Annotated in this window: 9 protein-coding genes; 8 read left to right on the top strand and 1 reads right to left on the bottom strand. The window is 64.9% G+C overall.

Annotated features, from left to right (window positions below):
- Window positions 1–32 precede the first annotated feature (32 nt).
- The 8 genes from CA833_RS22125 (at window position 33) to CA833_RS22090 (ending at window position 12,354) form a co-directional block, all read left to right on the top strand.
- The gene (locus CA833_RS22125; RefSeq protein ID WP_242526616.1) at window positions 33–959 is read left to right on the top strand and encodes an alpha/beta hydrolase; all 927 of its coding nucleotides are present in this window, start codon (window positions 33–35) and stop codon (window positions 957–959) included.
- Complete coding sequence (locus CA833_RS22120) at window positions 956–1,756, top strand: GDSL-type esterase/lipase family protein (RefSeq protein WP_207080190.1); 801 nt, start codon at window positions 956–958, stop codon at window positions 1,754–1,756. Before CA833_RS22125 ends, CA833_RS22120 begins: the two co-directional genes overlap by 4 nt.
- 310 nt (window positions 1,757–2,066) lie before the next feature.
- A complete protein-coding gene (locus CA833_RS22115) occupies window positions 2,067–4,940 on the top strand; it encodes a TonB-dependent receptor (protein ID WP_207080189.1) in 2,874 nt (957 codons plus the stop codon).
- Between the two features lie 74 nt (window positions 4,941–5,014).
- Entirely contained in the window at window positions 5,015–6,583 is a 1,569-nt protein-coding gene (locus tag CA833_RS22110) for a tryptophan halogenase family protein (RefSeq protein WP_242526408.1), read from the top strand.
- Window positions 6,584–6,730: 147 nt separating this feature from the next.
- A complete protein-coding gene (locus tag CA833_RS22105; RefSeq protein WP_207080187.1) occupies window positions 6,731–8,296 on the top strand; it encodes a beta-xylosidase in 1,566 nt (521 codons plus the stop codon).
- 17 nt (window positions 8,297–8,313) lie between these two features.
- Complete coding sequence (locus CA833_RS22100) at window positions 8,314–9,960, top strand: family 43 glycosylhydrolase (protein WP_207080186.1); 1,647 nt, start codon at window positions 8,314–8,316, stop codon at window positions 9,958–9,960.
- 91 nt (window positions 9,961–10,051) lie between these two features.
- Complete coding sequence (locus CA833_RS22095; RefSeq protein WP_207080185.1) at window positions 10,052–11,728, top strand: sensor histidine kinase; 1,677 nt, start codon at window positions 10,052–10,054, stop codon at window positions 11,726–11,728.
- Between the two features lie 2 nt (window positions 11,729–11,730).
- Window positions 11,731–12,354 (top strand): response regulator transcription factor, encoded by a 624-nt coding sequence (locus CA833_RS22090; protein ID WP_142639482.1) that lies wholly within the window; start codon window positions 11,731–11,733, stop codon window positions 12,352–12,354.
- A 240-nt stretch (window positions 12,355–12,594) separates the two neighbouring features.
- Here the strand turns inward: CA833_RS22090 and cobF are convergent, their stop codons facing one another.
- Entirely contained in the window at window positions 12,595–13,368 is a 774-nt protein-coding gene (cobF, locus tag CA833_RS22085) for a precorrin-6A synthase (deacetylating) (protein ID WP_207080184.1), read from the bottom strand.

The raw sequence follows: 13,368 nt of genomic DNA, 5'->3' as shown, positions 1-13,368 counted from the left end.
GCGGAATAGCCGCTGCCGGCATGGCGGCGGCGATGACCTCCGGCAAGGCCATGGCCGGGCCGACCGCCATCGACTATTCCGGCCCCTCGCTTCCGCTCTGGCCCGGCAAGGCCCCCGGCGCACCGGCCAAGCTGCCCGTCCGCAAGGTTCAGCAGCAGAGCAAGGACGCGGCCTGGGACGACCGCTGGGTCACCGGCATCGCCGCCCCCAGCCTCGAAGTGCGCCAGCCCGCCTATCGTGACGGCTCAGCGGTGATCCTCTTGCCGGGCGGCGGATACGGCTTCCTCGCCTGGGACAACGAGGGGGAGGAACAGGCCCGCTGGCTCACCGCGCGCGGCGTCACCTGCTTCATCCTCTCCTACCGCCTCCCCGGCGAGGGCTGGGCGAACCGCGAAACCGTGCCGCTGCAGGACGCCCAGCGCGCGGTGCGATTGGTGCGGTCGCGTGCCGCCGAATTCGGCATTGACCCCAAGCGCGTGGCCGTGCTCGGTTTTTCCGCCGGCGGCCACCTTGCCGGGTCGATCGCCACCCGGTTCGACGAGCAGGTCTACGCGCCTGTCGACAAGGCCGACACGCTTTCGGCCCGCCCTGACCTTGCCGGCCTGATCTATCCGGTGGTCAGCCTTTCGCAGCCCTTCACCCACGGCGGCTCACGCGACAATCTGCTCGGCCAGAACGCAAGCGAGGCCCTGCGCCAGGCCGGTTCGGTCGAAAACCGGGTGACCGCGGAGACCCCGCCGGTCTTCCTCACCGCCTCGAGCGACGACGGCCTCGTCCCCATCGGCAACAGCATGGCCATGTACACGGCCATGCTTGCCAAGCAGCGCCCGGTCGAGTTCCACGGCTTCGACAAGGGCGGGCATGGCTTTGGCGCCCGGCTCGGCAACGATACCCCCGCCCACGCCTGGCCGGACCTGTTCCACGCCTACGGCAAGCGCCACGGGGTCTTCACCGCATGAAGGCCCCGAAGGCACCCCTTGCCCTGTTGCTGCCCGCGGCCGTGCTGCTGATCGGCGCTGGCGAACCGCAACATTACCAGTCCAGCCCCGAGCGCCGCACCGTTACCGACACGCGCGACTGGGGGCCATGGGCGGGTCCGTTCCGCGAAAAGCTGGTACCCTCGATGATGCAGGACTTCGGCGAGCGCTATCTCTACGCACCCGCCAATGCGGCATTGAAGCCCGCGACCAAGGGGGACGACCGTGTCGTTTTCCTGGGCGATTCGATCACCGACATGTGGGACCTCGGCCGGTACTTTCCCGGCAAGGCTTACGTGAACCGCGGCATCGGCGCCCAGGTCACCGCACAAATGCTGGTGCGCTTCCAGCAGGACGTCGTGGCCCTGCAGCCCCGCGCAGTGGTGATCCTGGGCGGCGTCAACGACGTTTCGGGCTTCCTCCAGATGGAGAGCGAAGACGGCATCGTCGCCAATATCGAAGCCATGGCCGACATCGCCGATCGCCATGGCATCCGCGTGGTGCTCTGCTCGATCCTGCCGGTCACCAACACGCCCACGGCGGACTACGTCATCCGCGAGCGCAAACCGGATGAACTGCGCCGCATCAACACGCGGCTTCAGGCGCTGGCAAAGGCGCGCGGCTACGCCTTTGCCGACTACTATTCGGCGCTGGCGGACACGCAGGGCCTGATGGATCAGCGCTTCACCAAGGACGGCGTCCACCCCTTGGCCGAGGGTTACGCCCGGATGGCACCCATCGCAAAAGCCGCGATCGAACGGACACTGGGTCGCAAATAACGGCAACGCCCGCCACGGCTGGCGGGCGTTCAACCGACACAGTGAAGCAAAATCGACACAGTTTGCCGCAAGATGTTAGCGGTCAACAAATCGCATGTTGCGCCATTATTACGCCGATGGTAGTGGCAATCCTCATAGCGACGGCAAATCTGTCAAAGAATCGCCGCAAAGCTAGATGTAATACGAAGTGATAGCGCTATCACAATGTTGCAGCGCAATATCACATGGGACCGGAGGGGACACAGTTATGGCGTTTTTCACACAGATTCGTCGCGGAATCGCGACTCTTGATCGTCGCAGCGCGCTGGGTTTGAGCGTTTCCGCCACAGCGCTGTTCGCATGTGCAGCACCGACTGCGGCCTTTGCGCAAGACGATGCCGCGCAGGCGCCGACCACTGCCGAGGCCGACGCCATCGTCGTCACCGGTCGCCGCGCCGCGCTTCAGTCCGCCGATGATCGCAAGAAGAACGCGATCTCCATCGTCGACTCGGTCGTTGCCGACGATGCCGGCAAGTTGCCGGACAACTCGATCACCGAAGTCCTGCAACGCGTCCCCGGCGTTACGATCGTCCGCTTCCAGTCGCTGAACGACCCCGACCACTATTCGGCCGAAGGCTCCGGCATTCAGGTTCGTGGCATGTCCGGCGTCGCCTCGCGCCTCAATGGCCGCGACATCTTCAGCGCCAATGGCGGTCGCTCGCTTCAATTCAGCGACGTCACCCCCGAACTGATGCAGGCCGTGGACGTCTACAAGTCGTCGACCGCCGACCAGATCGAAGGCGGTACCGGCGGCGCGGTCGACCTGCGCACCAAGCTGCCGTTCGACTATGGCTACGGCCTGCACTTCGCTGGCAGCGCGGACCTCAGCATGGGCGATCTGTCCCAGAAGTCGGACTATTCCGCCTCGGGCCTGGTCGCCGGCAAGTTCAACACCGGCATCGGCGATCTCGGCTTCGTCTTCGACTACGCGCACAGCCAGCTGTCGACGAAGTCGCAGTTCGTGCGCATGGAAGAGTTCTACCGGACCAATATCCAGGGCAACGACTACTTCATTCCGGGCGGCTACACCTACGGCGAGGAAAACTACCAGCGCAAGCGCGACGGTATCTACGGTGCCGTGCAGTGGTCGCCGACCCAGGACCTGACGCTGACCGGCATCTACTTCCAGTCGAAGTACAGCAACACCGACTTCGAATACGGCTCGTTCGTCACCTCGCAGAGCCTCGCAGTCGATCCGTCGCAAAGCCAGTTCAACGAGAATGGCGGCCTGATTTCCTCGCCGGCGGTATTCCAGCGTGACCCGGCGACCGGCCTGCCGACTGGCGCACCGATTTCGAGCGGCGGCACTTCCGCGTTCTGGAAGGGCAAGAACAAGACCGAAGACATTTCGGGCTCGTTGAACTGGAAGCCGGCAAACCTGCCGATCACCGTCCAGGCCTCGTACCAGCACACCAAGTCCACCGCATCGGTTGACCGTATCTCGGTGTTCCGTACCGTCAACTTCCCGACCAGCTACGGGCTCGACCTGAGCGGCAGCCTGCCGCAGATCTCGGTACCCGACAGCACCCAAGCCGCGCTGCTCGACCCTGCCAATTACGCATGGCAGGCGGTGATGCCCCACAACAACGACAACGCAGGCAAGATGGACTCCGCACAGGCGGACCTCACCTATGACGTCGGTGAAGGCTTCTTCAAGGCCGTCAAGGTCGGCGGACGCTGGGCGAAGCGGACCGAGCGTGACCTCGATAACGGCTACGCGTGGTCGGCCCTGGGCCAGGGCTGGAACGGCTCGCCGGTGGTGTCGTTTGCCGACGGGCGTTCGGGCGACTATGAATCGCACGTGTTCAAGGACTTCTTCCGCGGCGATATCCAACTGCCCGGAACGCAGTACTTCCCTGCCATCGACTTCATCCGCAACACCAGCGTACAGGGCTTCTTCGACCTGTACGGCGGTTCGCCGGGTCGTACGCCCGGGTTCATCCTGCCGGGCGACCAGACCAACTACTCGACCAAGACACTGGCCGGTTACGCCATGGTCAACTTCGGCACCAACTGGGGTGAATCCGAACTGACCGGTAACCTCGGCGTGCGCGTGGTGAACGTGAAGAACCAGAGCACGGGTTACTTCCAGCAGACCTCGACGCAGTTCGAACGCGACGGTGTGATCTATACGGTGGCCAATACTGCGGAAATCCGCAGTGCCGGTGCAGAATACACCCGTGTCCTGCCCGCCGTGAACGTGACGTATGCCCCCGTGGAATCGGTCAAGGTTCGCGCCGCATACAACATCACGATGGACAACGCCTCGTTCTACGACCTGCGCGCATCGGGAACCCTGGGGGTCAACACGATCGCCGGTTCGGGTGGTAATGGCGCTCCCAATACCTTCGCCAACTACACCACCACCAGCGGCGATCCGACGCTGAAACCGACGATGTCGAACAACTTCGACCTGTCGCTCGAATGGTATCCCAAGCCCGGGACGACGCTGCACATCGCCGGCTTCTACAAGAGCATCAAGGACCTCGTCGTCTTTGGCGCCGCCCAGCGCGCCATCACGGTTCAGTTCGCCGACGGCACATCGGAACAGGCGCTCGCCACGACCAACGATGCCCACACCTCGGATGAAACCGCAACGGTCAAGGGCATCGAACTCGGCGGCCGCACGTTCTTCGACCAGCTTCCCGGCTGGCTCGCAGGCTTCGGCGTTGAAGCGAACTACACCTTCATCGACAGCAAGAACCCCGGCGACCTCTACTTCGACATCGACGGCGTGAAGCGCAACGACGTGCCCTTGAAGGGCCTGTCGAAGCACAACGTGAACGCCGCGCTCCTTTACGAAAAGGACCCGTTCTCGCTGCGCATCGCCTACAGCTGGCGCTCGCGCTATCTGCAGTCGACCACGGCAAGCGGCACGAACAACAGCTACGTCTATACTGACGCTTCGGGTGCTACCACCAGCGTTGCAACCAACCTGCCGGTCTATGGCGCCAGCTACGGCACCCTGGATGCCGGCATCACCTTCCGCGTGAACGACCATTTCAACTTCCAGCTTCAGGCCCAGAACATCCTGAACGCCACGCAGAAGACCGTGATGGGCGGGTACCCCGGCGGCGAACTTTACGGACGCAGCTGGTTCCAGAGCGACCGTCGCTACCGAATGGGCATCAACGTCACGTTCTGATAAAAGAAACATCGGGCGGGCCAAACGGTCCGCCCGATCCACATCGGGGAGCGTGTGGTTTCATGGATGCCAAGGTGAAGCGGATTCTCGTGGTAGGCGGCGGTACGGCCGGCTGGCTTACGGCCGGTTATCTCGCCAAGATGCTGGGGGCCGATCTGCCCGGCGGGATCGCCATCACGCTCGTCGAATCCCCCGACATCGGGATCATCGGAGTAGGCGAAGGCACGTTCCCTACCATTCGCCGCACGCTGGAGCGTATCGGCGTCCGTGAAAAGGACCTGCTTCGCCGCTGCGAAGCGACCTTCAAGCAAGGCGTGAAGTTCGTCGACTGGCTGCACCCCGCCGGTCATGGCGGAGCCGACAATTATCTTCACGGCTTCCAGGAAGCGGACGATCGCAAGGGAGGGCCGGAATACCTGCCCTACTGGCTGTTGGGCGAAGCCGGCGACATGCCCTGGGATGAGGCCAGCACACCTCAGAAACGCGCGGTCGACGCACTGCGTGCGCCCAAGTTGGCCAATCATCCCGAATATGCCGGGGTACTTAACTACGCGTTCCATTTCGATGCCGGGGCGCTGGCGTTGCTGCTTCGTGACCAGGGCATCGCCAACGGTGTTCTGCACATTGCCGATACCGTGCAGGAAGTGCTCTGCACCGAGGACGGCGCCATCGCGGGTGTGCGCACTCAAGCGCACGGGGTGCTGGAAGCCGACCTCTTTATCGATTGCTCCGGTTTCCGAGCCGAACTGATCGGCAAGGCATTGGGGCAGAAGTGGAAAAGCTGCACCGACGTGCTGTTCTGCGACAGCGCGATTGCCGCGCAGGTGCCTTACGACACGCCGACCACCCCGATCCAGTCCTGCACTCTTTCCACAGCCCGTGATGCCGGCTGGATCTGGGACATCGGCCTCCAGACCCGGCGAGGCACTGGCTATGTCTTCTCCTCTGCCCATTGCGATCCGGAAACGGCGGAACGAACCCTGCGCAGCTATCTTGGCACGCACGGCGAAACCGCCTCAACGCGGCGCCTGCAGTTCAATGCCGGATATCGCGAAGTCAACTGGTACAAGAACTGCGTCGCGGTCGGACTTTCCAGCGGGTTTTTCGAACCTCTGGAGGCAACGGGCATCGTCTTTGCGGAAATCGCTGCAGGTGCGATTGCCAACCTGTTCCCCTGGGCAGGCGACTACGAGACTTCGGCGCGCCAGTTCAATAGGGTCATGCTCGAACGGTACGAACGCGCCCGTGATTTCCTCAAGCTTCACTACAGCCTGACACAGCGCCGGGACACCGATTTCTGGCGCGATAACGTGCGGGCTGAAACGATTCCGGACAGCCTGAACGAACTGCTCGACCGATGGCGTCACCGGCCGCCGAACGAGAAAGACTTCAACCCCAACGTCGACATCTTCCCCGCCACCAGTTGGCAATGCATCCTCTACGGGATGGGCTGGAAGACCGATCTGTCGGCAAAGGCCGGAATCATGCGCCTGAGGCCCGAAGCCCGCGAAGCCTTCGAGCAAGTGCGGCGTCAGAGCGAATATGCCGTAACGAACCTGCCCGGCAATCGCGAACTCACTCGCCAGATGCTCGCACCGCAATCGGGATCAACGATCCAGGCCTTTGCCGGGATCCGCGCGTAGCCTCGCAGGACAGGAACAGGCTTTTTGCCGCCGTCCTAGCAACCGGGTCCATCAAGCCGAAACGCCGCCGACGCGACACCTTGCAATCGATAATGATTGCGCTAACATTCCGCAAAACAGCAGCTCGGATCTGCTTGAGGGAGATGGATGAAAACTCTGGCCCTTTCCATCATCGCGCCGGTCACGATGCTCTGTGCCGGACCGGCTGGCGCCGCCAGTTCGGCCGAGCGTGTAGTCCGCATCGACGCCGCCCGCGGCGGTGCGCCGGTCGATCGGTTCTACGATCTTTCGGTCGGATCGGATTACCCCGGCACTCTGAGGCGCGCCGACAGCCAGGCGCAATTGCAGGTCGCCTCCGACGAACTCGGCTTCCGCTACATCCGTTTCCACGACATCTTCCATGATGTGCTGGGTACCGTCCGCAAGGAAAACGGGCAGATCGTCTACGACTGGAGCGGCATCGACGCGCTGTATGACGCGCTGCTCGCCAGAAAGATCCGACCTTTCGTGGAGCTGGGCTGGAGCCCGGCCGCGATCCGCACTTCGGACCAGCAACTGTTCTACTGGAAGGGCAATACCTCGCACCCCGATCCGGCAGAGTGGCGCAAGCTGATCCATGCCTTTGTCACCCATCTGCGCGCGCGCTACGGTGCCGAGGAAGTGCGCAGCTGGTACTTCGAACTGTGGAACGAACCCAATCTCGACGGGTTCTGGGAAGGCGCCGACCAGCGCGCCTATCTTGACCTCTACGCCGATACGGCAAGGACCATCAAGGCCATCGACCCGCGCCTGCGTGTCGGCGGCCCGGCAACCGCCGGGGCGGCCTGGGTACCCGAATTCCTCGCCTTTGCGGCCGAGCACAAGTTGCCGGTCGACTTCGTGGCGACCCATACCTACGGCGTCGAGGGCGGCTTCCTCGACGAACAGGGCAAGCAGGACACCAAGCTCTCCTCCTCGCCCGACGCGATCATCGGCGATGTGCGGCGCGTGCGCGAGCAGATCGAGGCTTCCGCCTATCCCGGCATCCCGCTCTATTTCACCGAGTGGAGCACCAGCTACACCCCCCGCGACTTCGTGCACGACAGCTATGTCAGTGCGCCCTACATCCTCACCAAACTCAAAAAGACCGCCGGCATGGTGCAGGGCATGAGCTACTGGACCTACACCGACCTGTTCGAGGAGCCCGGTCCGCCGCCCACGCCCTTCCACGGCGGGTTCGGTCTGATGAACCGCGAGGGCATCCGCAAGCCGGCATGGTTCGCCTACAAGTACCTCCATGCCTTGCGCGGCCGGGCCATCCCGGTGGCGGACGAATTCACGTTCGCCTCGCGCGAGGGCAAGGCCGTCAGCGCGGTGGTCTGGGATTGGCACCAGCCCGAGCAGACCCTGAGCAACAAGCCGTTCTATACCCGCCTCCAGCCATCGCGGACGAGCGATCCGGTAACGATCCGCTTCGAGCACCTCGCGCCGGGCCGCTACCGGCTCGAGACGCACCGCACCGGTTATCGGCACAACGATCCGCTCTCGCTCTATATCGACATGGGCATGCCGGAATCCGTCGATGCCGCACAGCTCGATCGCCTGCGTCAGGAAACCGCCGACACGACGGAAACCGGCAAGACCATCTCCGTCGGCCGGGACGGCACCGCCTTGGTCGAACTGCCGATGCAGACCAACGACGTCGTGCTCGTAACGCTGAAATTCGCCTCGTGACCGACCAGGGAAATACCATGAGCCTGACCCGCCGCACCATGTTCAAGGGCGCGCTTGCCGGCGCGGCCCTGCCCGCCGCCGTTCCCCCCGCTCTGGCCGCTCTGGCCCCTGCACTCGCGAGCGAGGCGGCGGCACGCGCGCCTGGCCGCGCGCCGACCTGGGGAACAGGCCCCGAAGGCCAGCGCAAGGCCGATCTCGGCAACGGCACGTATCGCAACCCGATCCTGTCCGGCGATCATCCCGACCCGTCGATCCTGAAGGACGGCGACGTCTACTACATGACGTTCTCCTCCTTTGACTACTACCCCGGGCTGGTGATCTGGCAATCGCGCGATCTGGTGAACTGGTCGCCGATCGGCCCGGCCCTCACGCACAATCTCGGCAGCGTCTGGGCTGTCGATCTCGTGAAGCACAAGGACCGCTACTTCATCTATCTCCCGGCCGCCCCCGATGGCAAACCCTGGTCGATCTACGTGATCTGGGCAGATGACATCCGCGGCCCCTGGAGCGATCCGGTCGACCTCGACATTCCCGGCTGCATCGATCCGGGCCATGTCGTGGGCGAGGATGGGCGGCGCTATCTCTTCACCAACGGCATCCGCAAGGTCCGGCTGACCGATGACGGCCTTGCCACCGATGGTCCGCTGGAAAAGGCCTACGATCCCTGGCGCTATCCCGACGACTGGATCGTCGAGAACTTCGCGCCGGAAGGACCCAAGCTGCTGCGCCGCGGCGACTGGTTCTACCTTGTCACCGCCATCGGCGGCACTGCCGGTCCGGTCACCGGGCACATGGTCATCACCGCCCGCTCCCGCTCCGTCCATGGGCCATGGGAGCATTGCCCGCACAATCCCATCGTTCGCACGCAAGGCACGGCGGAGCCCTGGTGGTCCCGCGGGCATGCCACGCTGGTCGAAGGACCGGCGGGCGATTGGTGGATGGTCTACCACGGCTACGAGAACGGCCTGCGCACGCTTGGCCGCCAGACATTGCTGGAACCGATCGAGTGGACCGGGGACGGCTGGTTCAGGGCACGCGGCGGCGACCTCTCGCAGCCGCTTGCCAAACCGGCTGGCGGCAAGCCGGGTCCATCGCTTCCGGCTCTGTCCGACGACTTCTCCGCGGATCGCATGGGCCTGCAGTGGACCTTTTTCGCGCCGGACGGCGATGCCAAGCGCTCGGCATACCGGCCCGGCGGCCTGGTGCTCGCCGCGAGCGGCACTTCCCCTGCGGATTCCCCGCCGCTCACCTGCATCGCCGGGGATCGCAGTTACCAGGCCGAGATCACGCTCGACCTGCTGAGCGAGGATGCCGAGGCGGGCCTGCTGCTGTTCTACAACCACAAGGCCTTTGTCGGGCTGGGCTTCACGGCCAGGACGCTCAAGCTCTTCGAATACTCGCAGGAGTTGCCGTGGGCCGGGATCCCCCATTCCGCCCGTACCTTGCGCCTGCGCCTCACCAACCGGGAAAATGTCGTGACCTGGCACTTCTCGCATGACGAGGGCCGCAGCTGGCAGCGCCACGATACGCGCATGGAAGTCTCGGGAATGCACCACAACACCTTCGGCGGGTTCCTCAGCCTGCGCCTGGGCATCTATGCCGCCGGAAAGGGTGAAGTGCGCCTGCGCGACTTCCGCTACCGTGCCAATGCCATGATCGCATAGCACGTTGCGCGAGCCCGGCTTGCCGGAAGCGGGGCCCCGTGAATATTCCGGGTTTCCCGCTTCCGGCAAACCGGCCAAAGCACGTGCCGTGATGGACTGGACCAAGACGATTTCCGCGAAGGCAGGCGACGCACAGACCGGCGCGGCAGACCTGACGGCGGATCTTGTCCGCAAGTACGCCTCGGATCTTCTGCTGCTGGCCCTTTACGGGCTGGCCTTCGCCGCATTGCATTGGGCTGCCCACCCATGGGGCGGAGGCGGATTCTTTTCGCTATGGTATCCCGCCGCCGGGCTGCGTTTTGCGGCACTCTGGCGGCGAGGCCTGGCGATCACCCCTTGGTTGATGGCCACGGAACTCTGTGTCGATGCGATGAGCGGGGTGCTGCCGCTCACCGGCTCCGGCGTCATTCACGACAGCATCAACATCATGCGCCCGGCCCTTGCCTACGCTGCCGCGATCGCGATTGCCCGCTCCATGGCCGGCCGCCTGTCGGGCCACCGAGCCGAAGGCGGCGGCGAACCGGTTACCGCTGCTCCCATGCGCCTGGGTATCGCCGCGCTGCTGGCCCCAGCCCTCAATGCGCTGCTATTCGTACCGCTGGAACTGGCACTGCCTGCCACGGCAGGACCATCGACAATCAGGGTGCAGCTGGTGGTGTCGCTGACCGGCCTTGCCCTCGGCGACCTGCTCGGCATCATGGTGCTGGCACCGCCGTTACTGTCGCTCGCACGCTTCTATCGCTCGACCGAACGCCGCGCCCTTGCCATGCCCGGCTGGCGCCTGCTCGTGCCCGGCGCCGTCATCCTCGGCGCCTCCATGTGGCTGACCGTCGCGCTATGGCGCGCCGGTCTCGGCGCGCAACCGACACCGCTGCTCCTGGCAGGCGCCTGGATCGGCCTGCGCCACGGCCGCACCGCCGCCTGGTTCACGATCCTGGCCGTCATTGCCCTGTTCCTCCCCTATTCCGCCGGGCCGCTCGGCGATGGAGAGCGGCTGAACCTGCACCTCAGCCTCGCCGCCGTCGCCATCGTCACCTGGCTGTCGGGCTGTTACGCCGACACCCAGAAGATTGCCGAGGACATGCTCGCCCGGCGCAACCGCCTGCTGTTCCAGGCGGAGCGGCTGAAGACGTTGCGGGCAATGTCGGTGGCGGTGATCCACGAGATCAGCCAACCGCTCTCCACATTGGCGATCGAGGCAGGCCATCTCAGGAGCCGCACGGCCGACCTCGATGCCGACATCGCGCAAAGCGCAGCACTGGTCGACCGCAAGGCCCATGCCCTTTCCGAACTGGTCCGGCGGCTGCGACGGTTCGGCGGCCGCTCCGTGGACGAGCCGTCTCCCCTGCCGCTGTGCATGCTGCTGCAATCATCCGTGCAGATGGTCGCGCCGGAACTGCGCAGCGCGGAATGCCAGCTCGTGCTGGCACCGGTTCCGCCCGACCTCACCGTCCATGCCCAGGAGATCGAGCTCTCGCAGGCGATCGTCAACCTGCTGCGCAATGCCATCACCGCCGCTGCGGACCGCACCCTGCGGATGAGCACGCAGATGCGGGGCGACGATGCCGTCATCCGGATCACCAACGCCGTTTCGGCCCGCCCCGTTCCGCCCTCGGCCTCAGGGGCCGGGATGGGCATAGGCGTCATCATCGCCCGCACCATCATCGAGGCCCACGGCGGCATGCTGGTCCGCGACGACGAGCCGGGCTTCGTGCACATGGTGGTTTCGCTGCCACTCTACACGCCGCGTTCCGGAACCCCGACATGACGATGCAATCCCCTCACACGGCGCCCCCGCCCGCCATGGTCGCCGTGCTGGACGATGATGAAGACCTCGCCTGCACCATTGCCCGGCTGCTGACCCGGCACGGCTTCGCGGCGCAGGCGTTCTTCGACACCGCAACCGTGTCCACGGCACTGGACGGACAGGTATTCGGCTGCCTCGTCAGCGACATCCAGCTCGGCACCACCGACGGCTTCGCTTTCGCGGAAAGCCTGCGCAGCCGCGTCCCGGCGCTCGCTCTGGTGTTCATGACCGCCTGGCCGACCACCACCCACGCCGTCGATGCCGTGCGCCGCCATGGCGGGCTCGACTATCTGGAGAAACCGATCGACACCGACCGCCTTGTCAGCGCCGTCTCCGAAGGGCTGAACTGGTCGGAACGCGAACGGCGGATCCTGACCCTGACGTCCCTGTTCACCCGGCGCGAACGGGAGGTTTTCGACCTGCTGGTGCGCGGACACAGCAACAAGGAAATCGCCGACCGCCTGGCGATCTCGGCGCGCACCGTGGAGGACCACCGCGCCGCGATCGTGGCCAAGACGCAGACCAACGGGCTGGCCCAGCTCATCGCACTCAGTCGCGGTGAGGGAACGCCTCCCCTGCCGCGATAACGTCTCCGGGAATTTCCCGGATGGTACTCCCTTCAGCCATGCAGCAGTCCCTGTTTCCAGAGGCTGCAGCGCGATCCGCGCTTTGCGCCAGGTGCGACGATTTTACGAGGCGACCCGAAGGGCGACCCGTTTCACGGGTTTACCCTGGACTGGCTGGCGGGATGGGCGACCCCATCCTGTCAGCCATTTTTCAAAGCCAGAATTTTAGAGCAGTTGATCCGATGCAATCGGATCAGCTGCTCAAGACCGCGAGCCCGCTGGCCGTCGCAGCAGATAGATGTCCATTATCCAGCCATGCTTCTCGCGCAGCATAGCCCTGAGCGGGGCTATGCGCGGCCCGGCCTCGGCCAGCGCCCCGCTGACGAGCGCTTCCTGCGGCAAGCCCAAGAAAGCCCCCCACCAGATCTCGATACCTTCCGGCGGCAGCGTCTCGAACGCACAGCCCCCGTCAAGCATCACCACCAATGTATCCGCGCCTTCCGGCCAGCCCCGTTCACGCAGCCGCCGCCCGGTGGTGATGGTGACCGACGAGGCCAGCGTGTTCAGCGGGATCGCATGGGCCGCCGTCAGCAGTTGCACGCTGCTGATCCCGGGGACGACATGGGTCCGCAGATCAAGTCCTTCGCGCTGCAATCGCGCGGCAATGCGCAAGGTGCTGTCATAGAGCGAGGGATCGCCCCAGACGAGCAGCGCCAGCTTGCCCCCGCGCGGGAGATGGGCATCGATCTCGGCCCGCCAGGCCGCGGCGATGGCGGCATGCCAGTCGCGCACCGCCTCGATATAGGGCCCCTCGGCGGCGCGAGCGGGAAGATCGAACTCCACCACACGCACCGGCCGGGTCAACACGGCGCCGCAAAGGACGCGGCGCAGATCGACAAGATCGCTTCTGCCATCCCCCTCCCCGCCCTTGCGCGGGAGCAGGATCAGGTCGGCCCCGTTCATGGCCCGGATCGCCGCCATCGTCAGGTGATCGGGATTGCCGGTACCAATGCCGATCAGGTGCAGATCGATCAT

This window comes from Novosphingobium sp. KA1, assembly GCF_017309955.1.
In the GTDB taxonomy this organism is placed as follows: domain Bacteria; phylum Pseudomonadota; class Alphaproteobacteria; order Sphingomonadales; family Sphingomonadaceae; genus Novosphingobium.
This window is presented reverse-complemented; position numbering and strand designations above follow the sequence as displayed.